The sequence below is a fragment of the Superficieibacter electus genome (assembly GCF_002915575.1).
In the GTDB taxonomy this organism is placed as follows: Bacteria; Pseudomonadota; Gammaproteobacteria; order Enterobacterales; family Enterobacteriaceae; genus Superficieibacter; species Superficieibacter electus.
This window is the reverse complement of record NZ_PQGD01000012.1, coordinates 59,003-80,884: the sequence shown is the minus strand read 5'-3', so window position 1 is coordinate 80,884 and position 21,882 is coordinate 59,003. Positions and strand designations below refer to the sequence as shown.

Annotated in this window: 18 protein-coding genes; 16 read left to right on the top strand and 2 right to left on the bottom strand. The window is 56.3% G+C overall.

Features of this window, described 5'->3' with window-relative positions; translation table 11 throughout:
- Positions 1 to 52 precede the first annotated feature (52 nt).
- From dagR to CHU32_RS15740, 8 genes are all read left to right on the top strand, one after another.
- Entirely contained in the window at positions 53 to 2,851 is a 2,799-nt protein-coding gene (gene dagR, locus CHU32_RS15775) for a transcriptional regulator DagR (protein ID WP_103676316.1), read from the top strand.
- Between the two features lie 212 nt (positions 2,852 to 3,063).
- Positions 3,064 to 3,489 carry a PTS sugar transporter subunit IIA gene (locus tag CHU32_RS15770; RefSeq protein ID WP_103676392.1) on the top strand — a complete coding sequence of 142 codons (426 nt, stop codon included), beginning with the start codon at positions 3,064 to 3,066 and terminating at the stop codon, positions 3,487 to 3,489.
- A 13-nt stretch (positions 3,490 to 3,502) separates the two neighbouring features.
- A complete protein-coding gene (locus CHU32_RS15765; RefSeq protein WP_103676317.1) occupies positions 3,503 to 3,988 on the top strand; it encodes a PTS sugar transporter subunit IIB in 486 nt (161 codons plus the stop codon).
- A gap of 23 nt (positions 3,989 to 4,011) precedes the next feature.
- Positions 4,012 to 4,764, top strand: coding sequence for a PTS mannose/fructose/sorbose/N-acetylgalactosamine transporter subunit IIC (locus CHU32_RS15760; RefSeq protein WP_103676318.1), 753 nt, complete (start codon positions 4,012 to 4,014; stop codon positions 4,762 to 4,764).
- Positions 4,761 to 5,618 (top strand): PTS system mannose/fructose/sorbose family transporter subunit IID, encoded by an 858-nt coding sequence (locus CHU32_RS15755; RefSeq protein WP_103676319.1) that lies wholly within the window; start codon positions 4,761 to 4,763, stop codon positions 5,616 to 5,618. The genes CHU32_RS15760 and CHU32_RS15755 overlap by 4 nt, the downstream gene beginning before the upstream one ends.
- 3 nt (positions 5,619 to 5,621) lie before the next feature.
- Positions 5,622 to 6,731 (top strand): D-glucosaminate-6-phosphate ammonia lyase, encoded by a 1,110-nt coding sequence (gene dgaE, locus CHU32_RS15750; RefSeq protein ID WP_103676320.1) that lies wholly within the window; start codon positions 5,622 to 5,624, stop codon positions 6,729 to 6,731.
- On the top strand, positions 6,718 to 7,461 hold the full coding sequence (gene dagF / locus CHU32_RS15745; RefSeq protein ID WP_103676321.1) for a 2-dehydro-3-deoxy-phosphogluconate aldolase: 744 nt from the start codon (positions 6,718 to 6,720) through the stop codon (positions 7,459 to 7,461). Before dgaE ends, dagF begins: the two co-directional genes overlap by 14 nt.
- Positions 7,462 to 7,661: 200 nt before the next feature.
- On the top strand, positions 7,662 to 8,876 hold the full coding sequence (locus CHU32_RS15740) for a diguanylate phosphodiesterase (RefSeq protein ID WP_103676322.1): 1,215 nt from the start codon (positions 7,662 to 7,664) through the stop codon (positions 8,874 to 8,876).
- On the opposite strand, the gene CHU32_RS15735 is transcribed toward CHU32_RS15740, so the two are convergent.
- The gene (locus CHU32_RS15735) at positions 8,873 to 10,651 is read right to left on the bottom strand and encodes a diguanylate cyclase (protein ID WP_103676323.1); all 1,779 of its coding nucleotides are present in this window, start codon (positions 10,649 to 10,651) and stop codon (positions 8,873 to 8,875) included. The two genes, CHU32_RS15740 and CHU32_RS15735, sit on opposite strands and share 4 nt — an antisense overlap.
- Positions 10,652 to 11,060: 409 nt before the next feature.
- Here CHU32_RS15735 and CHU32_RS15730 point away from each other — a divergent pair, with 409 nt between their 5' ends.
- Positions 11,061 to 13,046: a ligand-gated channel protein gene (locus CHU32_RS15730; RefSeq protein WP_103676324.1), complete on the top strand. Its 1,986-nt coding sequence runs from the start codon at positions 11,061 to 11,063 to the stop codon at positions 13,044 to 13,046.
- A 298-nt stretch (positions 13,047 to 13,344) separates the two neighbouring features.
- Here the strand turns inward: CHU32_RS15730 and CHU32_RS15725 are convergent, their stop codons facing one another.
- On the bottom strand, positions 13,345 to 14,562 hold the full coding sequence (locus CHU32_RS15725) for an ROK family protein (protein ID WP_103676325.1): 1,218 nt from the start codon (positions 14,560 to 14,562) through the stop codon (positions 13,345 to 13,347).
- A 214-nt stretch (positions 14,563 to 14,776) separates the two neighbouring features.
- Between CHU32_RS15725 and CHU32_RS15720 the strand changes: the two genes are divergently transcribed.
- The 7 genes from CHU32_RS15720 to CHU32_RS15690 are packed head-to-tail and all read left to right on the top strand — an operon-like array spanning position 14,777 to position 21,857.
- Complete coding sequence (locus CHU32_RS15720; protein WP_103676326.1) at positions 14,777 to 15,733, top strand: N-acetylglucosamine kinase; 957 nt, start codon at positions 14,777 to 14,779, stop codon at positions 15,731 to 15,733.
- Positions 15,734 to 15,746: 13 nt separating this feature from the next.
- The gene (locus CHU32_RS15715) at positions 15,747 to 17,342 is read left to right on the top strand and encodes an ABC transporter substrate-binding protein (protein WP_103750884.1); all 1,596 of its coding nucleotides are present in this window, start codon (positions 15,747 to 15,749) and stop codon (positions 17,340 to 17,342) included.
- A 14-nt stretch (positions 17,343 to 17,356) separates the two neighbouring features.
- Positions 17,357 to 18,385 carry an ABC transporter permease gene (locus CHU32_RS15710; protein WP_103750883.1) on the top strand — a complete coding sequence of 343 codons (1,029 nt, stop codon included), beginning with the start codon at positions 17,357 to 17,359 and terminating at the stop codon, positions 18,383 to 18,385.
- Positions 18,382 to 19,281 carry an ABC transporter permease gene (locus CHU32_RS15705; protein WP_103676329.1) on the top strand — a complete coding sequence of 300 codons (900 nt, stop codon included), beginning with the start codon at positions 18,382 to 18,384 and terminating at the stop codon, positions 19,279 to 19,281. The genes CHU32_RS15710 and CHU32_RS15705 overlap by 4 nt, the downstream gene beginning before the upstream one ends.
- Positions 19,268 to 20,116: an ABC transporter ATP-binding protein gene (locus tag CHU32_RS15700; protein WP_103676330.1), complete on the top strand. Its 849-nt coding sequence runs from the start codon at positions 19,268 to 19,270 to the stop codon at positions 20,114 to 20,116. The genes CHU32_RS15705 and CHU32_RS15700 overlap by 14 nt, the downstream gene beginning before the upstream one ends.
- Positions 20,113 to 20,850, top strand: a complete 738-nt coding sequence (locus CHU32_RS15695; RefSeq protein WP_103676331.1) for an ABC transporter ATP-binding protein — start codon at positions 20,113 to 20,115, stop codon at positions 20,848 to 20,850. The genes CHU32_RS15700 and CHU32_RS15695 overlap by 4 nt, the downstream gene beginning before the upstream one ends.
- Before the next feature lie 26 nt (positions 20,851 to 20,876).
- A complete protein-coding gene (locus tag CHU32_RS15690; RefSeq protein WP_103676332.1) occupies positions 20,877 to 21,857 on the top strand; it encodes a mannonate dehydratase in 981 nt (326 codons plus the stop codon).
- Positions 21,858 to 21,882: the final 25 nt, after the last annotated feature.

Sequence of the window (21,882 nt, the reverse complement as noted above, 5' to 3'; positions counted from 1 at the left end):
AAAGTAATAGTGTATGGTCTGAGTCATCTTTATTCATGAGTCTGACAACGGCATGAGACGTATTGAGATCGTACTAAAAGAGCTGGAACGGCTGACGCGCGCGTTAAGTCTGGCCGATCTACAGCAGGAGGTCGCTTTTACCGCAGAGCGGATCGGTTTTAATCTCGGTCTGGCGCGTAACTCGGTCAGTAAAGATCTCAATCAGTTGTGGAACGATGGTCTGGTCGTGAAGAGTCGTGGCCGCCCGGTGTATTTCCTGCACCGGGCGGCAATTGAAGTGCTGCTGGCCCGCAAGCTGGGTGCCAATGAGCGCGAGGTGAGTTCAGTATCTGCGTTATTGCCGCATCAATCTCTCCCCGCGACAGCCGATCCTTTCAGCGGATTGATTGGCTATGAGCGCAGCCTGCGTGATGCCGTCGAGAAGGGCAAAGCGGCGGTACTGTATCCTCATGGCCTGCATGTGCTGCTGACGGGGCCGTCCGGGGTCGGTAAAACCTTCTTTGCGGAACTCATGCATCGCTACGCCTGCGACCAGGCATCGGGTGTCGCGCCGCCGCTGGTGTATTTTAACTGCGCGGAATATGCCCATAATCCGGAACTGCTTTCATCTCATCTTTTTGGTCATCGCCAGGGCGCATTTACCGGCGCAACGGAGAATAAATCCGGGCTGATAGAGCAGGCGGATGGCGGTTATCTGCTGCTGGATGAAGTCCACCGACTGCCGTATGAAGGACAAGAAAAACTGTTTTCTTTGCTGGATAAGGGGGAATACCGGCCGCTCGGTTCCAGCGCCAGCGCGCGGCGCATTTCGGTACGGCTGATTTGCGCCACTACCGAGCCGGTGAATTCTTCTCTTCTGCGCACATTCCAGCGCCGTATTCAGGTCTGCATTGATTTACCCGGTATCCGCCAGCGCTCGGTTGAGGAGCAGGTTGAACTGATCGTCGGTTTTCTTCAGCGCGAAAGCCGCAAAATCGAGCGCACGGTAACTATCGATAAAACCTTGCTGTTGTGGCTACTGAACAAGCCGCTGGAAGGCAATATCGGTCAGCTAAAAAGCGATATTCAATTCCTCTGCGCCCAGGCGTGGGCGTCAGGAATGGCGGAACATAACGAGGCGCTGGTACTGGATAAAAGACTGGTAGAAACGCCCTTTAATGCCACGCCAGAGCAGCGTCTGCTGGTGGATGCTTTATTTGCCGGTAAAGAGCGGCTCAGCGTTGACGCCCGTACGCTTCCGGTGCTGAAAACATCGCTGTCTTCAGGCGCGCAAAGAGAGGAGAGCGACCTCTTTTATAGCTTCCTGACCCGCGAGTATATCAACCTGCGCAACAGCAACGTGCCGCCTGCCGAAACGCTGGCGATCCTGAAAAACAAACTGAGCTCGATTTTTGAATATGGCCTCTACAGCCGGGATAACGCCGCTCACCCGCCGCGTTACGGCGATCAAATTGAAGAGCGGGTCACGTTACTCATCGGCTGCGTGGAGCAGGTGCTGGGTTTTGCCCTGCCGGAAAACCTGGCGAATCCGTTACGCAAACATTTCCTGGCGTTGATTAGCTATGTCCAGCGCGGTCTTATTCCCCAGCTTTATTCCTCCAGCCTGATCCTTGACCGCTGCAAAGACGAATATGACAACGCCACGCTACTGTGCCGAAAAATCAACGAACTGCTGCATATTCAGTGCCCGGCAACGGAAGTGGTCTGGTTGTGTCTCTTCCTGAAAGAGTGTCGACATTATCGCCAGCGTATTGATGCCAGCCCGGACTGCGGGGTGATCCTGATTGCGCACGGTGCGACCACCGCCACCAGCATGGCGCAGTACGTCAACCGCGTGCTGGAGCGTGACCTGTTCAGCGCTATCGACATGCCATTCGAACAATCGGTTCATGACACGCTGGAAACCCTGACGCAGATGATCCGGGCGCATCACTATCAGCGGCTGATTTTGATGGTCGATATTGGCTCTCTGATTCACTTCGGCAGCACCGTCAGCAAGCTATTCCAGATCGACGTGCTACTGATGCCGAATATCACGCTGCCCAGCCTGCTGGAAATTGGGCTGGATCTGAGCTTTGAAACCAGTGACTTGCCGCAGCTTGCCGGATTAATGCACGACAAAGGTATCGCCTGCCAGCTCTGCACGCCGCAGCAGGAAAGCGCCGGAAAAGTGCTGGTGATCTCCTGTATTACCGGCATGGGCACGGCGGAGAAAATCAAAAAAGTACTCGAAGAGAGCTTTGGTGAACTGATGTCGCAGGACACGCGGATGGTGATCCTGGATTACAACGAGGTGCGTAGTCTGGAGCGTGTCCAGCAGGCGTTAAGGGCGGACGAGCGGCTGGCCGGTATCGTTGGCACTTTCCAGCCGGGTTTGCCGGATATTCCGTTTATCTCGCTGGAGGAGCTGTTTTCCGAACAGGGGCCGGAACTGGTGCTGAGCCTGCTGACGCCGGATCTCACCAGCAGCGAGCGGCGTCTGGAAATGGAGCGCAGCGCAATGCGTTTTATCAGCGCGCTGACGATGGAGAGTATTATCAACCATATCTCGGTGCTCAATCCGCAACGTATTTTAAAAGAGATGGAAGGGGTACTAAGCCACCTGACTACCGCACTTTCCCTGAAACCGAGCCGCCAGGTGACACTGCGCTTCCTGATCCACTGCTGCTGTATGGTCGAGCGTATCGTGATTAACCGTAAACCGTTACAGATGGCGCTGGAAAACAAGCCCGATTTGGATGCCCACGCCTTTAGTGTCATCAAATCTGCGTTTCTGCCGATTGAAGAGGCTTATGCCATCCGGTTATCGGACGCGGAATATTTTTATATTTACGAACTGCTGTATAGCTAATCCCTTTACTGGCGGGGCGTTGCGCTTCGCCGGATCACTTCCCTTCCTCGCGTGACACAAATCCTGGCACAGCCTTTGCTCTTATTCTGATGAGTGTTGTCGGATGGCGGCGTAAACGCTTTATCCGGCCTGCAAAAGTACTGTCCGTAGGCCTGATAAGCGAAGCGCCATCAGGCATTACAAGTCTCATGAAATCGCGCCAGGAGGCCATTTTGACGACCACTGAACCCTTGCCCCACATCCTGCTGCTGACGCATGGCGGCTGGGGGCAACCGCTCTGCAACAGCCTGCGTATGGTAACGGGTGAAATCAAAGGCGTAACCGAAATTGCGCTGATGCCCGTCGATACGCTGGGTGAGTTTTATCAACGGGTTGAGGCGGTGGTGCAAACCCTGCCGGAAGGCTCGCTTATTCTGACGGACTTTATTGGCGGCACCACCTCTAACGTGGCGGCGCGGCTGAGTGCGGACTACCCGGTGGCGGTGATTTGCGGGCTGAATGCCTCGCTGCTGCTGGAAGCCCTGGATCAGCGTGAGCGCGGTCAGCTCACTGCCTGTGTACCCGAACTGGTAGAGGCCGGACGCAATAGCTGCCTTGATGTCGTGGCCCACGTTCGACAGCTACAACAACCACAATAATAAGGAAAAGAGTATGGCAAACATCGTGTTATGTCGCATTGACAGCCGCCTCATTCATGGTCAGGTCGTCACCAAATGGGTGGGGCAGTCGCAGGCCAACCGGATTGCCGTCGTCAGTGATGAACTGGACGCTGATCCGTTTATGAAAAATATCTACCTGATGGCCGCGCCGCCAAACATCAAAGTGGATTGCTATGGCAATAACAGCTTTGCGGCAGCGTGGCAGGAAAACCAGCTTGGCGACGGCAGAGTACTGGTGCTGTTTCCCTCGCTGGCCGCCATTCAGCAGGCGGTTACCCAGGGCTTTGACGTCGGCGCGATTCAGGTGGGCGGCTTAGGCGGTGGGCCAAATCGCAAAGCGGTATTTCAGAACATTACGCTGGATGAAAAAGACGTCGGCATTCTTAAGGATCTGAAAAGCCGTGGCATTCAGGTGATTTTCCAGACCATCCCGGAAGATAAACCGCAGTCGCTGGACGATATCCTGAAAAAATTCTAACCCTCTGATAATGGGATAACACTATGGATACCTTACTTTTTGCAAGCCTGATGGGGTTGTATTACTGGTTTGCCCGTTTACGCCTTGGCTACACCTTCTCTGCGATGCTGCTTCAGCCGGTGGTGATTGCGGTTTTCGTCGGACTGCTGCTCGGAAACATGCAGACAGCGATGATCATCGGCGCGGGCATGCAGCTTGTTTATCTTGGCGTAACCTCCACTCCGGGCGGCAACGTGCCGTCGGACCCGGCGCTGGCGGCGTGCATCTCAATTCCTATTGCGGTGAAAGCCGGAATGGACCCGAATCTGGCGATTGCGCTGGCAATCCCGTTCGGGGTGATCGGCGTGTTCCTCGATCAGCTCCGGCGCACCCTGAATGCCGCGTGGGTACATATGGCGGATAAACATGCGGAAACCGCCAATATCGCCGGCATCATGCGCTGCGCCTTTGTCTACCCGGCGTTGCTGGGGCTGGTGCTGCGTTTCCCGGTGGTATTTGCTGCCAACTATTTTGGTCAGAACGTGGTGGAAAGCTTCCTCAAGCTGATGCCGCACTGGCTGACCCACTCGTTTGAAATTATGGGCGGCATCCTCCCGGCGCTGGGTTTCGCCATCACCATTATGGTGATCGGTAAAAAAAGCCTGCTGCCGTGGTTTATCGGCGGATTCTTCGCGGTGCTGTATCTGAAAGTAGACATCATGGCGATGGCCATCTTTGGCACCTGTGTGGCCTTCCTGATTAAAGGGCTGGCGAAAAATGAAGGAGCAACCTCATGAGTAGCGATGTAATGGAACATGAACTGGTGGAGCGGGCGCGGACCAGCCATGCGCTGACCAAAGCGGATATCACCAAAGCCTGGTTTATCTACTGGCTGGGGGCGGAAGTGTCCAACTCCTATGAACGTCTGCAAAGCCTGATTTTCTGCGCCTCGATGACGCCGATCATCAAAAAGCTCTACCCGCAAAAAGAGGAGCAGGTGGAGGCGCTGAAGCGCCACCTCAACTTCTTCAACTCTGAACAGACGTTTGGCGCGGTGATCCAGGGGATTTCCATCGCCATGGAAGAGCAGAAAACGCGCGGCGAGCCGATAAGCGATGCCTCCATTACCGGGATTAAAACCGGGCTGATGGGGCCGCTTGCCGGGATGGGCGACTCTATCGTCTGGGCCGCCGTAATGCCGCTGTTAATCGCTATTTTTATTCCATTCGCCGCTAATGGCAGCGCGTTCGGTGGTATTGCCCCATTGATTCTCTATCCGGCGATTACGCTGGCGATAAGCTACGGCCTGATCCACAAAGGCTACACCCTAGGGCGTGACTCTATCGTTGGGCTGCTGCAAGGGGGGCGAATTAAAGAATTGATCTACGGTGCCAACGTGCTGGGTCTGATCATGATGGGGGCGTTGTCGGCAAGCTACGTCAAGATCACCACACCGCTGAAAATCAGCGCCCTGAAAGGCTCTGAAGTAGTGGTTCAGCAGATCCTCGACTCTATCGCACCCGGCCTGCTGCCGCTGGCGGCAGTGTTCGCCATCTACTTCTATCTGGTGAAGAAAGGGCCGCGTTACACCACTATTCTGCTGTCGATTGTGGTGCTTAGCGTCGTCTGTTCGCTGCTGGGAGTGTTGTAAGCCATGACGCAGAATATCTATCAACAACTGGGGCTGAAGCAGGTCATTAACGCCTGCGGCAAGATGACCATTCTTGGCGTCTCCAGCGTCGCGCCGGAGGTGATGCAGGCCACCGCACGGGCAGCCTCGGCGTTTGTCGAAATCGACCGGCTGGTGGACCGCACCGGTGAGCTGGTCTCCCGCTATACCGGCGCGCAAGACAGCTATGTCACCTCGTGCGCCTCAGCGGGGATCGCCATTGCCGTGGCCGCCGCCATCACCCACGGTGAGCAGGCAAGCGTCGCGCAAATGCCGGACAGCACCGGACTGGCGAATCAAATTGTGATGCTGCGCGGGCATAACGTGGATTATGGCGCGCCCATTACCAGCGCGATCCGCCTGGGCGGCGGACGAGTGGTGGAAGTCGGTTCGAGCAACCTGGCGGCCCGCTGGCAACTGGAGAGTGCGGTTAATGACAATACTGCCGCGCTGCTGTTCGTTAAGTCGCACCACTGTGTGCAGAAAGGGATGTTGACCATTGAGGATTTCGTCGCCGTCGCCCGCACTCATGGCCTGCCGCTAATTGTCGATGCGGCGGCGGAAGAAGATTTGCACAGTTGGGTGGCCAGCGGCGCGGATATGGTGATCTACAGCGGGGCGAAAGCCTTTAACGCGCCCACCTCCGGGTTTATCACCGGCAAGAAAACGTGGATCGCCGCCTGTAAAGCGCAACACCACGGCATCGCACGAGCGATGAAGATCGGTAAAGAGAATATGGTGGGCCTGGTGTATGCGCTGGAGAACTATCATCAGGGCCAGTCCACGCTGAGTGCCGAACAATTGCAGCCGATAGCCGGCGCGATTTCAGCAATTCGCGGACTTTACGCCGACATTGAGCAGGATGAAGCCGGACGTGCGATCTGGCGGATTCGCGTCCGGGTCAATGCGCAGGAACTCGGGCTGGACGCACGCGGCGTTGAAGCCCAATTGCGCGGCGGCGATATCGCCATTTACGCGCGTCGTTATCACCTCGACCAGGGCGTTTTCAGTCTCGACCCGCGCACGGTCGCCGAAGGAGAAATGGCGCTAATCGTCGCGCGATTACAGGAGATTGCAGACCATGCAACAGATTAATTTTTATCGTCAGCGTGTGGCGATTAATGTGCTGGCAAAAGATATTGCCAACGCCCGGGAAATCTATGACGCCGCCGACGGTCATGCGGTCATCGGCGTACTGTCGGCGCAGTTTGCCTCCGTCGAAGACGGCGTGCAGGAGGTCAGGCGCTGGATGGCGGACGTTCCGTCCATCTCGGTCGGGCTGGGCGCAGGCGATCCGGCGCAGTATTACAAGGCGGCGATGATTGCCGCAAAGGTACACCCGGCGCACGTCAACCAGACCTTCACCGGCTGTGGCTTTGCCGCAGGCGCGCTGGCGGCAACAGGGGGCGAACAGACGCACATTAATGCGCTGGTCAGCCCGACCGGAACGCCAGGCGAAGTGCTCATCTCCACTGGCGTCAGCAGTACTCAGGGAACGCCTGCCCGCGTCTCCTGTGACGCGGCGGTACGAATGATGCAGGATATGGGCGCGCACGCGGCCAAGTTTTTCCCAATGGGCGGTGAGAAGTCGTTGCCGGAACTGTACATGCTGGCGACAACCGCCGCGCGCAACGGCATGACGCTGATCGAGCCAACCGGCGGTATTTCACTGGAAAATTTCGGTATCATTCTGCAAACCTGTCTGGAGGCGGGCATCCCGCGCGTCATGCCACACGTTTACAGTTCTATTATTGATCCGCAGACCGGTAATACCCGACCGGAAGAGGTGAAAAAACTGATGGAGATAGTGAAAAGCCTGGTATAGCGCAGGACCGTTGCCGGGCGGCGGCTACGCCCGGCCCGGTATTTAACGCAAATTCAGCAGGGCAGTCGCAATAATAAACGCCACTGATGCTTTTTCTGCGTAAATATCGGCACAATCCATCGGTTCATCGTGTGACATCGCTGGCTGTGTGTTAAAAGTGTTATATATCTTTTAACATGACTCATTCAGGGACGCTTACGGTGTTAACGACGCTTATCTACCGCAGCCAGTTAAATTTATCCTGTGAAACGTTTCCCCTTGATGCGCTGGTCGAGAAGGCGAAGCGGAGCAATACGGCACTGGATGTGACGGGCATGCTGCTGTTTGACGGCACACATTTTCTTCAGGTTCTGGAAGGGCCGGAAGAGACGCTCGACGCCCTGTTTTCGAAGATTAGCCTCGACATTCGCCATCAGAACGTTATTGAGTTGATGCGGGATTACGCGCCCCGACGGCGCTTCGCCAGTGCGGGCATGGTGCTGTTCGATTTGCGCCTTGAAACGCCGCAGGTGATTTTAGATTCGGTATTGCGCTACGGAAAACTGGAAAGCTATCTCGCTGCGGACGATCGGGTGTTCAAGTTTATTGAAACCTTTGCCACGACCGAGCACCGGGCGCAGGCCGATGTCCGTTTTGACCCGAACCACTGGGCACTGGAGCCAAAAATGGCATCCTTCCGGCCACCGACACCGACCCTGTGGCCCGGCCAGATGTGCCAGTTTGCACTTCAGCCGATCGTCGAACCGCTGGGACGCACTATCAGTTCGCTGGAAGCGCTGGTACGCGGCAATAACGGCGGCAGCCCGGAGCAATTTTTCTCAGCGATCCCTGACGATCAAATCTATGAAGTGGATCTGCAAACCAAAGCTTACGCCTTTGCCCTGGCCGAGAAGATCGGTATTGGTAATCATAAGATCGCCATTAATTTATTGCCGATGTCGCTGGTCCACGTGCCCGGCGCGGTCGATTTTTTGCTGGAGAATATCGCCAGATACGGCCTCAGCCCGGAGCAGGTGATCGTGGAAGTGACCGAAAACGAGGTGATCTCTGGTTTTCGGGAATTCACCAGCGCAATAAAAAAACTGCGTGCCGCCGGCATTGGTCTGGCGATTGATGATTTTGGCTCCGGCTACGCAGGGCTGTCGCTGCTGACCAAATTCCAGCCGGATAAAATTAAAATCGACCGCGAAATCGTCAGCAATATCCACCTTAGCGGCCCTAAGCAGGCGATCGTCAACTCAATAATTAAGTGCTGCTCGGAGCTGGAAATTACTATCGTTGCTGAAGGTATCGAGCGACTGGAAGAGTGGTGCTGGCTGGAATCTGCGGGCATCCGCCGTTTCCAGGGGTTCCTGTTCGCCCGCCCACGGCTCAACGGTGTTAACGAGATCCACTGGCCGACCTTTAAGCTTTAGGACGCTTTTTTAGCGACTACAATCTGATTTCTGCCGCGTTCTTTTGCCAGATACAGGGCAAGATCTGCGGCCCTGACCAGATTGCTTTCGCGCGCATGCGTCGGCCATGTTGCAAGACCAATTGATACCGAAATTGGTCCGACGTCGTGGAGTTCATATACCATCCGGTGCTGGCCAACATTATGCAGGATCTGATCGGCGATGCGTTTAGCCTGCGTTTCGTCGAGATCCGGCAGCAAAATTAAAAACTCTTCCCCGCCATAGCGAAACGCCACGCTGGCCTCATCCAGCCGTTCGCTAATGATGCGTCCGGTTTCCCGCAACACTTTATCGCCCGCGCCGTGGCCCCAGGTATCATTCAGTTTTTTGAAGTAATCGATGTCGATCATCAGGCAGCTTACGCAGCTTTTTTTGGTCTCGGCACGCTCGATGAGCCCGCGCAGCAGCTCTTCCAGATTATGGCGATTACGCAGGCCGGTCAGAGGATCGTACATCGCTTTCTCGGTCAGCGTGTCGCGCAGTTTCTGGTTCGCCAACGCCAGCGACAGCGTCTCCGCCATCAGTTCAAGATAGACATAAGGTGGTTCTTTTTGGTTGATATGATTATCAAAGGTCAGCAGGCCAATGGTTTTATTCTGTGCAATCAGCGGCACACAAATCGCTTTGGTGGCTACCTGAGCGGGATAATGTTCACAGGGCATATCGACATTATCTTTAGAAGGACTGTGCAACTGCCCGCGCTTAAGCGCCCAGCAGCATTCAGGCGGGAACGGCGTGCTATCACCACTGGGTGATAACCAGCTTGCCATACACTTCATGGTATTGTTTTGCGGATCGAGGATATATAGCCGCCCGCCCATCTCCGGCACAATTTTGGGCGCAAACAGACTCACCACCTTGATGATACTGCGATGGGACTCGCACCCCTGAAGCCGCTGCGTCATCCGCGCCAGTAAATTGCGCGTTTCCCAGTCGGCATCGCGCTCCTGCTCCAGCCGCTGGCGGACCATGCCGTTTTCGCGAAAGATACGTATCGCCTGCGCCATATCGCCGATTTCATCGACTTGCGCATAGACTGGCGCTTCCACCGCGTAGTCCTGCGTCGCCAGCCGGTTCACCACATCGCTCAACGTGACGACCGGGCGTAAAATCCGGTGCTTGATGATAAAGCCCAGGACGAACAGGAACAGCAGGGCGGTCAGCCCCACCATAATTTCAGACAGGGTGCGCAGCCGCTGGGAAGTCTGCGTGGCTTCAGCGATAGTCGCTTCGGTGCGCTGATTAATCAGGCTTTCAAAATGGGTAAAGCGGTACTCTACCTGCGACAGTTGCCGCTCGTAATCTGCGCCAAACAGAAGCTGGATAGCCTCGTCGTTACGTCCTTGTTCAAGCGCGGTAATGGCAGATTGTTGCTCATCTTCCAGGGTTTTAAGTAGAGCAAGCCCTTCATGCAAAAGAATTAATTCTTCAGCGGACGCCCCGACATCATTTAACGTGGCTAAATGGCGTTCCAGTTTACGATCCTGCGCCATCCCGCTTTTCCACGCCTGAATATTTTCTGGCTCCTTTCTGACCACCGACAAACGCGCAAGATCGGTCTGCGCAAAGGCTTCCTTCTCTAACTGTTCCGTTGCGGCATCAAAATCCCGGCTTTGCTTTACTGCTGCTCGCTCAGCCTTATCGGCACCGGAGGCCATAAACAGCGCTACGCCGGAGGCCAGCGTCAATACTACGGTAGCGATATAGGCAAAGTTGGTAATCGTTGCGATGCGCAAACCGGGCCTCACAGAGACAAATAACGAGTGGATTATGATGAGTTTACTTTAAATTTGGCAAAGCATTGGCCCACAAGCGTAACTGACTTCTTTTTAAAGAAATAAAAAACACACAAAGTGTATCGCCCTGATAAAAAACAGGTAAAAGCGTATTTCTCCTTAAATAACGCTCCCGTTATGAACTGGGGCTAAATAATAACCCTGCTAAAATTAGCGGGTATTCTATTGGAGAATAAAGTGTGACGAAGATCACGTTACAAATGCTAACAATTCTCATTAATGTTTACATTCTCATCTTTGTTTTTTAAAATCGCGGCGTTTCACTCTCTATAAAAGCTTTTTATAAAAATTTTGCACTTTTTTATAAGCACACTTTTTTTACGGGTGCTTTTTATTCTAAGGAATGAAAATGACAATATCTCGCGTTAAATTACTGGCCACAGCGTTCTCTCTCGCCACATTTTCAGCCAGCGTCTGTTCTGCTGAACAAGATACTATGGTGGTCAGCGCCACCGGCTTTGAACAAAAAATCCAGAATGCCCCGGCCTCTATTTCCGTTATTTCCAAAGCGCAAATAGAAGATAAAGCCTACCGTGACGTCACCGATGCGTTAAAAGACGTCCCCGGCGTGGTAGTCACCGGCGGCGGGAGCAGCAGCGATATTAGTATTCGCGGCATGTCTTCCCAGTACACCTTATTCCTTGTCAACGGTAAGCGTATTAGCACGCGCGGCACGCGCCCTAACAGCGATAATTCCGGTATTGAACAGGGCTGGCTGCCGCCGCTGGAATCCATCGAACGCATTGAAGTTATTCGCGGACCGATGTCATCATTATATGGCTCCGATGCAATGGGCGGCGTCATTAACGTGATTACCAAAAAGGTGTCGAATAATTTAGGCTGGACCGGCTCGCTGCACGGTGATGCCACATTCCAGGAAAATAATAAATCCGGCGATTTATTCCAGACCGACGCTTACGCTTCCGGCCCGATTATTGACGGCCTGCTGGGCGCGAAAATTACCGGGTTATTATCGCGCCGTGCGGAAGACCAGATTGTTAACGGCTATAACGAGCAAAAATTACGTAACGGTGGCGTGACGCTGAATTTTACGCCGGATGAGAAAAACGATTTTGACCTCGACGTTGCGCGTGAATTACAGGACCGCAACAGCACGCCGGGCATGTCGATGGCCTCTGAAAGCTGCCGTGGCACTACCTGCACGCCTAACAGCCCGAGTAAAAGCCGCTATGAGCATACGACGTATGGCTTAACCCATAATGGCTATTATGATGACTTCAACACCACCAGCTATCTCCAGCAGGAAAAATCGACCAACCCTGGCCGTGACATGAAATCGTATAACACCACCTTTAATAACCAGAACCAGATCTTCCTCGGCGATCACACCCTGACCGTCGGCGGTCAGTACCGTTATGAAAAACTGAACGATAACGGCAACCAACTTGAGGCGGCGGATGGCCTGAATAAGCTGACCCGCTGGAGCTGGGCGCTGTTCACGGAAGATGAGTGGGCGATGACCGACAGCTTTACCCTGACCGGCGGCCTGCGCATGGATAAAGACGAAAACTACGGCACCAACTGGACGCCGCGTGGCTATGGCGTCTGGCATCTTGCTGAGCAGTGGACTCTGAAAGGCGGCGTTTCAGCGGGCTACCGTGCACCGGATCTGCGCCAGTCCTCAGCAAGCTGGGGCCAGGTGACAGGCGGCGGACGTCTTGACGGCATCATCGTTGGCAACCCGGATCTGAAGCCGGAGAAGAGCCTGAGCGAAGAGATCGCGTTGTTATGGGATAATAATGACAATCTCAACGCCGGTATTACTCTGTTTAACACCGATTTTAAAGACAAGATCACCGAAGTTCGCCGCTGTAACAGCAGCGCCGATCCGGCCTGTACCATCGGCAACCATAGCTACGATTTCGTCAGCGATCGTGTGAACGTTGATAAAGCGAACATGCGCGGTGTGGAATCCAGTTTCGGCTGGGAAATCGTGCGCGATCTGAACCTGACCGCGAATTACACCTATACCGAATCCGAGCAGAAAAGCGGCCAGTTCTCCGGCAAGCCGTTGAACAAAATGCCAAAACATATGTTTAACACCACGCTGGACTGGCAGGCCACGCAGGACGTCGGTTTCTGGAGTCGTCTGAACCTGCGCGGTAAAACCTCGGAATACCTGAGCCGCACCTCCATGTCTCAGGGCACGCCGTCGTATACGCAAATCGATTTGGGCTTGCGCTACAACGCCAATAAAAACCTGCTGGTTTCCGCCGGGGTGTATAACGCGCTGGATAAGCAGATTGATTATGACACCTACGACACGGTGCTTGATGGCCGTCGTTATACGGTGGGGCTGACGTATAATTTCTGACGGGTAAAAATGGGGCGCTGTGCACGGCCTGCCGGGTGGCGGCTTCGCCTTACCCAGCCTACGGGCTGCGCGGCTGAGGGGTAAAAATGGGACGCTTTACACGGCCTGCCGGGTGGCGGCTTCGCCTTACCCAGCCTACGGGCTGCGCGGCTGAGGCGTAAAAATGGGGCGCTTTACACGGCCTGCCGGGTGGCGGCTTCGCCTTACCCGGCCTACGCGGCGGTACACGTCATTTGTAGGCCTGTGCAAGCGCAGCGCCGCCAGGCAGGTTCGGCCTGCGGCGCGAGCGTGTTTTACATCATGTTGCCGCAGCGGCTAATGCCTGTGTGCCGGGCAACAGCGTCGGCCGTGCGCAAACGGGCCGGTGAAAACGGGTGGCGATGCGGGTAATGGCATAATCCCGCGCCAGCAAACACGCGCCTTCTACCGTCGCTTCTGTTCCCCGCTGTGAAATGGCGATATGGGTATCCTGATTCCGACTGGCAAACTCGTCGGCAATCATGCGGGCAAACGCCGGATTGCGGGATAACCCGCCGCCCAGCACCAGAATACTGGGATCGAGAATGGTCGCAGCAGCAGCAGCGATGCGGCCCAATGCCACGCTGTGCTCATACATCAGATTTTGCGCGCGTTCATCCCCCGTTGCGCCGAGGGCAAAAAGCGCCTCCGGCGAGTCAGGAGAATGACTCTCGTCTGACTGAAAACATTCCGCCACGCGTTTCATTAATCCTGCCGAACCATAACGTTGCTCAATGGCATCCGGCCCGGAAGAACGGCTGTGGCTCCAGGACAGCGGGATTTGCGCAAGCTCGCCGCTTATGCCTTGTCCGCCACGGATCAGCGTGCCGTCGGCAAAAAATCCCAGCCCGATACCGACGCCAATCTGCATATAAGCCGCATCTTCATGACCGCTCATCAGACCCTGCTGATGTTCCGTGACCGCCGCACAGTTAACGTTGTTTTCCAGAATAAACGGCGTGGAGGAAGGCAGCCCGCAGCAGGCAGCAAAGGTTTCGGCGATGTCTAACGCCAGAGAACGCGGGCGATGGGGATGCATGAGCTGGCGCGGCACCACCTGATTGATGGCGACCGTCACCGCCAGCGGTGCGGCGTTAAGCGCGCCAAGATCGGCGGCGCTGGCGATAAGCTCCCCTGCCAGGGTTCCCGGATGTACCGTGGATTTCTCGCGTTTGATACTGCCACTGCCAAGACACTTCCCGTTCAGCGCCCGGCCTACGTAGCTGATTTGCGTTGAGCCGATATCCACGCCCAGCACCCAGCCTGCGTCATCGCTCACGCCATAGACAATCGTGGCACGTCCACGTGCGCCCTGTTCACGGCGTAATTCGCTCACGTTATTTCGTGCCGTAAGTTCAGCGAGCGCGACGGTGACGGAGGGGAAACTAAAGCCGGTGCCTTCTGCGAGTTGCTTTCGGGTGGCTTCGCCAAGTGCAAGGAGACGGGCAAAGACTGCCTGGGCCACCTCCGTTAGTGCTGGTTCATTGCCTGTATTCATGCGTGTCTCCCTGAGTCATTTAAATATAAATAAATGCTATGCACTTCACAACAATGACCCTTGACCCAATTATAAAAGTCGGTAACTTTAATATATACAAAAAATAAACAATTTCTCAGATAGCGCAACCTGTTTTACATGCCAACACCAGGGCCCCGGCGGCGCTATCTGAGCCTTTTCTCTTGATCGACAACATCTCAGGAAACCACTAAAAATGAGCCGAAGTAAACAACTGCTTCTTGTGGGTATCGATGCGGGAGGAAGTAAGACCCATATCCAGATTGCCTCTGCCAGCGATGGTGCTCTGTTGCTCGATGAGGTGCATGAAAGCACCGGCTGGGTAAGCCTGGATGGACAGCAACGCGCCAGCGCGCTGGTGATGCTGGTTGAGACGGCAACCCGCGGCTTGGGCGTGGTTGCCGCCGTCGTGGCTGGCGTACACGGTAACGACACGCCCGAGCAGGAAGCTGTGCTTCGTGCGCCGCTCGCCGCCCGTTACCCGCTGGTGCGCGTGCTCAACGACTCCCATCTTCTTATTCTGGCGCACGGGAAAACCTCTGGCACCGGGCTGATTGCCGGAACCGGCTCGTCTGTGACCGCGACCGTTGGCGACAGCGCGCTGACGGTGGGCGGCTGGGGCTGGATTTTTGGCGATGAGGGCGGTGCGGCAGGCATCGTCAGAGATGCCGCGAAAGCGGCGCTGGCGGTTTACGATCGCGGTGAGCGCGATCCGTTTATTGACGACTTCCTGGCCTGGTTTTCCATCGATCATCCTCACGGTCTGGAATACGTTTTCTCCACGACGGAACCGCGCATGTGGGCGAAAGCCGCCTCGCTGGTTTTCGACGCAGCCAATAATGGCTCCGTTCGTGCGCTGGAGATCATTGAGCATCATGCCCGCGTACTGGCCGGGCAGGTGGCATTGTTGAAAGAGAGAAAAGGCGATGTCAGCACGGTGGTCTGCGCTGGCGGCGTCATTATCAGCCAGCCTTTATTGTTTAACGCCTTTACCCGGGAAGTGCGCCGCCTGGTCGGTGACGATACCGAAACGGCGCTGCTGCTGGAGCCGCCGGTGAAAGGCGCGCTCAATTTTGCACGCCATCTTTACCTCACGTCGCAACAGGAAATGACCCGTTCCGCCTTGCCTGCGACCAACCGCCTCTTCATGTGATGGAGAATACCTGATGAAACTCTTCAGTAAGACGTTGATAGCAGGCATGGCATTCGCCGCCAGCCTTACCGTTGCGCCATTGAGTCAGGCGGCGACGCCTGATAATCAACTGGTGATCGCCACCTCGCTTGCCCAGGTGCTGTCAGTCGACCCGCAGCAGGGCACCGAGCCGAAAACCCAGGAAGTACTGGCGGCAGTTTACGATCGGCTGGTGTACTCTGACGACGCGGACAAGAACACCATAAAACCGCAACTGGCGGAGAAGTGGGACATTGACGATACCGGGATTACGTTTCATCTGCGTGACGCCACGTTTTCCTCCGGCAATCCGGTAACCGCAAAAGACGTCGCGTTTTCGCTGACCCGCCTGCTGAAGCTCAACCAGTCCGCGTCCGCCTATTACAAAAGCGCGGGCTACACGGCGGAGAATATCGACTCGCTGATAAAAGTGATCGACGAAAAAACCTTTCGCATCAATCTGACCGATAAAGTCACCGCCGAAGATATGCTATACCGCCTGGCGATGGGCATTTCCAGCATCGTGGACAGTGTTGAAGTCGAAAAACACGTCGATCATAACGACTATGGCAACGCGTGGCTGCGCACGCACGTCGCCGGATCGGGACCCTTTACCCTGCGTCGCTGGGTGCCGAATGAAACGGTTATCCTGGAAGCAAATAACGCCTTCTGGGGCGATAAACCGGCGATGAAACGCGTAATTATGCGCCACGTGCCGGAAAGCCAGACCGCAAGACTGATGCTGGCGCGCGGCGACGTGGATATTGCTAATGCGCTCACCGCGCCTGATGTGAAATCGTTCACCGGCAAAAGCGGGTTTAAGGTTGAGCAGGTCAAAATCGGCGGCTTCTATGTGCTGGCGATGAACGCCGGTCGTAAGCCACTGGATAACCCGCTGGTGCGTGAAGCGCTGGCGTATTCAATTGATTATAAAGGCATCGCCAACACCATTCTGGGGCCGTATGGTCGCCAGCGTAACGTACCGGTGCCGGAAGACTGGGCGGGGGCGATTGCCAATCCGGACTGGTCGTTCCAGCCGGAGAAAGCGAAAACACTGCTGGCCGAGGCGGGCTACCCGGACGGATTAACCCTCACTCTGAAAACCATTGCCCAGCCGCCGCGCGTGGACATCGCCACCGCACTCCAGGCCAACTTCGCTCAGGTCGGCATTCATATTGAGATCAAACAGGGCAACGGGGCGGATATTGTCTCGGCGCACCGCGCGCGTGATTTCGATCTGCTGCTGCCGCAGGCCACGGCGATTATGCCCAATGCGTTGGGCGCAATGAACGATTTTGTGACTAACCCGGATAACCGACTGGAAGCGAAAAATGCCGGTAATTTCGTCTGGCGCTCGGCGTGGGATATCCCGGAGCTCAATACCCTGCGTAACCAGGCCAGCAGCGAACGCGACCCGGCTAAACGCGCGGCGCTGATTAAAACCCTTCAGGAAAAATTTGTCGCGGCGAAGCCTGCCGTATTGCCGATGTTCGAGTCTTTTGCACCCATTGTCTTGCAGGATGACGTAAAAGGTTACACCACTAATCTCTGGTCGCTTAACCGGCTGGAGCACGTCACCAAGGCAAAATAAGAGAGACGGGAATCATGAAGGAATTCACGTTACTGGAAATCATCAAACGGCTGCAACAGCTACTGGTGAGCATGTTTGCCCTGCTGGTGGTGACGTTTATCATTGGCCGGGTGCTGCCCAATGATCCGGTTGGCGCGGTGGGCGGCGAGCTGGCGGACCCGGCGGCGTTTGAGGCCATGCGGCAAAAGCTGGGTCTCGATCTGCCGGTTTACCAGCAGTTCTGGATCTACCTGACTTCGTTGTTGCACGGTGACATGGGCACCGCCATTCTCACCGGCAACCCGGTTACTCAGGATCTGGCGCAGGCGTTTCCGGCGACGTTTGAACTGGCCACCTTCGCGGTCATTATCTCGACGCTGATTGGCGTGCCGCTGGGAATGCTGGCGGCATTTTATCGCGATACCTGGATTGACCAGTTCGCCCGGGTGATCTCGCTGGTCGGCAGTTCAATACCGGTCTTCTGGTTTGGCGTGGTGGGGTTGGTTATTTTCTACGCCACCCTGGCCTGGGTCGGCGGGCCGGGGCGCGTGGATACGTACCTTGATGGCATCGTGGAGCCGAAAACCGGTCTGCTGCTGGTCGATAGCTTACTGGAAGGGGATACCGAGACCTTCTGGAATGCCGTGCATCACATTATTCTGCCCGCCTGCATCCTGGCGTACTCCGCGATGGCCTACATCACGCGTATGACCCGCAGCTTTACCCTCGAGCAACTCAATCAGGATTACGTTGTCGCCGCGCGGGCCAAAGGCGCGTCCAGCACCCGCATCGTGACGCGTCATTTGCTGCCGAATATTTCCGTGCAGCTTATCACCGTGCTGGCCATCTCTTACGGCAACCTGCTGGAGGGCGCAGTGGTCACGGAAATCGTCTTTTCCTGGCCGGGGATCGGCCAGTACATGACCAACGCCCTGATGATTGGCGATATGAACGCCATTCTGGCGGGCACGCTCATCATCGGCGCGATTTTTATGCTGCTGAATTTTATCTCGGATCTGGCGTACCTGATGCTTGATCCACGCACCCGGGAGGCCACGGTATGAGTGCGCAAGACCTTGTGGGTCAGGGCAAAACGCCCGGTACGGGCAGAGGCGTGCTGGCGGGGCTACCCGGCCTTTGGGCAAAACTGTCACGGGAGCCGCTGGGGCTGGTCGGCTTTGTTATCCTGTTTATGCTGGTGATTTGCGCGGTTTTCGCCCCGTGGCTGGCCCCTTACGATCCGGCGGCCCAGAACCTGAGTGCGGCCTTTCAGCCGCCGGGGCTGGCGCACCTGGCGGGAACCGATGAGTTTGGCCGCGATATTTTCTCTCGCCTGATTTTCGGCGCGCGGATCACCATCGCCACCATTCTGGCGGTCTCGTTGATTGTCGGGCCGATTGGCCTGGTCATCGGCGTGGTCTCCGGCTTTGTCGGCGGCAGAACGGATACCATCCTGATGCGCTTTACCGACATTGTGCTGTCGTTCCCCTCGCTGATCCTGGCGCTGGCTTTCGCTGCCGCGTTAGGGGCCGGGCTGGAGACGGCCATTGTCGCCATTTCATTAACGAGCTGGCCGCCGATTGCGCGTCTGGCCCGCGCCGAAGCGCTTATTGTGCGGCACACCGATTATGTGGCGGCGGCGCGGTTGTACGGCGCGTCTCCCCTGCGGCTGCTGTTTTTGTATATCGCGCCAATGTGTATTCCTTCCGTCATTGTGCGCCTGACGCTGAATATGGCCGGGATCATCCTGACGGCGGCCGCGCTGGGCTTTCTCGGTCTCGGCGCACAGCCGCCCGCGCCGGAGTGGGGTGCGATGATTTCCAGCGGCAGAAAATTCATGCTCGATCACTGGTGGGTCGCGGTGATGCCGGGGATCGCCATCCTCATCACCAGCCTTGTGTTTAACCTCGTCGGCGACACGCTGCGCGACCTTCTGGACCCTCGTCATGGCCGCTCCTGATAACCGTACTATCCTGAACGTGCAAAATCTGTCGGTCTATTTTGGCCAGACGGACAAACCCGCCGTGGACAACGTCAGCCTGACGCTGGGCGCTGAACGGCTGGGCATTGTCGGCGAATCCGGCTCCGGTAAATCCACGCTGGGACGGGCGATAATGCGTCTCCTGCCGCCCATTGGCCGGATTCAGGCCGATGCGCTGACCTTTGAAGGCGCGTCGCTGCTGGATAAAAAAGAGCGTCACCTGCGCGCGCTGCGTGGCAACCAGATGGCGCTGATTATGCAGGACCCGCGCTACTCGCTGAACCCGGTGCTGCCGATTGGCAAACAGGTGGCGGAAGCCGCGATCCTGCATTTGTCCGCCAGCAAACGCGAGGCGTATACCCTGGCGGCAGAGATGCTGGCGAAAGTGCGCATCAACGACATTGAACGCACGATGGCGCTTTATCCCCATCAGATTTCCGGCGGCATGGGCCAGCGGGTCATGATCGCCATGATGCTGCTGGCAAAACCGCGCATGGTCATTGCCGACGAACCGACCTCGGCGCTTGACGTCAGCGTGCGCGGCGACGTGCTGAAGCTGCTTGACGAACTGGTGCGGGAGAATCAGGCGGGCCTGATGCTGATAAGCCACGACATCCGGATGGTCGCTGCGTTTTGCGAGCGCATCATCGTGATGTACAAAGGCCGGATTGTGGAAACGCTGTCGCATCTTGATGAGGCGCAGCATCCTTATACGCGCGGCCTGATCGCCGCCATGCCCGACCCGCGTTCACCCGTCGCCCGGCTCAAAACCCTTGACCGTCTTGCCATTGATTCTGCGGAGGTGAAACCATGATTGACGTGCGTAACCTGAGCGTGTCGTTCGGTAAAGCGCCTGCGGTGAAGCAGGTGGTCCGCGATGTCTCACTCTCCGTGCGCAAAGGGGAAACGCTGGGCATCATCGGCGAATCCGGCTGCGGTAAATCGACGCTCCTGCGCTCGCTGGCAGGGCTGGATAAACACTGGACCGGGACGATCCAGCTTGCCGGAGTAGAGGTGAACAAAGACCGCACCCGCGAACAGATGCTGTTAACCCAGATGATTTTTCAGGACCCGTTTGGCTCCATTCACCCCCGGCATCGCATCAGCCGCATTCTGGCCGAACCGATCCGCGCCATGAAGCAGGGCAAAGGCTGGGACAGGGTATCTGAGGCGCTGGAGCAGGTCGGGCTACCGGCGGCGTTCGCCGACCGTTTTCCGCATCAGCTTTCCGGTGGCCAGCGGCAGCGCGTGGCGATTGCCCGCGCGCTGATGCTGCAACCAGACATCCTGTTGCTGGATGAACCGACCTCCGCGCTGGATGTGTCCGTCCAGGCCGAGGTGCTGAACCTGCTCAGCGATATAAAAGACGAACGTCATCTGACCTATGTTCTGGTCAGCCACGATTTGAGTGTGATCGCCCATATGTGCGATCGCGTGCTGGTCATGAAAGAGGGCGTCTTTGTTGACGATCTGACCAGAGACGATCTGCGCCAGGGACACACCCATCACGATTATTCACGCCTGTTATTTGACGCCAGCGTGCTGTAACCGGCATTAATAAGGAGACCTGTGGAATGTACCTCGGCACCCAAACAGACGCCCGCGATGACGATGAGTTTCGCGTATGGGCACAGCTTGGCATCACGCATATCTGTGCTGATCCAGCCGGCAAGCCCGCCGACTGGACGCTGGACGATATCCTGCGCCACCGGGAAAAAGTAGAAAGCTTTGGCCTGGTACTGGATATGATCCAGCTACCGATGTCATCGCGCCCGGTGGAAGAAGCCTCTTACCCGGATATCCTGCTGGCGGGGCCTGACCGCGACCGGCAAATCGATAACGTATGCCAGATGATTGAGAATATTGGCAAAGCAGGGATTCCTGCCGCCAAATATAACCTCAACCTGATCGGCATTCCGCGCACCGAGATGGAGCGCGGACGCGGCGGCTCGCTCAACGAAGCCTGGCGCTGGGAGAAGGCCGATCATGATGCCGCGCCCGGTCTGGCCGGTCAGCTCTCTGAAGACGAAAACTGGGAGCGTATTGACTACTTTCTGGAGCGCGTGGTGCCGGTCGCTGAAAGCAACCGCGTGCGCCTGGCCTGCCATCCGCACGATCCCTACACGCCGCCCGGTTATAAAGGCGTAACTCGCGTGCTGGGGACGGTCGAAGGCTTAAAGAAATTCGTGATGATGCGTGAAAACCCCTACCACGGCCTGAATTTCTGCCAGGGATCGATTGCCGAAATGCTGGATAACCCGCGCGAAGAAATCGACGATATTATTCGCTGGTTCGGCTCGCGGCAGAAAATCTTCAACGTCCATTTCCGTAATATCAGCGGCGGCAAGCTCTCCTTTATGGAGCGTTTTCCCGACGAGGGCGATATGGACATGGTGCAGTCGTTAAAAACCTACCGTGAAGTAGGTTACCCGTGGATGATTATGCCGGACCATGTGCCGACCATCAGCGGTCGCGATCCGGTCGGTGTCGCCTTCAGCTATTGCTACGGGTACATTACTGCGCTGCTGGAAGCGATGGACGCGGGGCATTTGTAAGACGAGGAATGACATCACCGCCGGT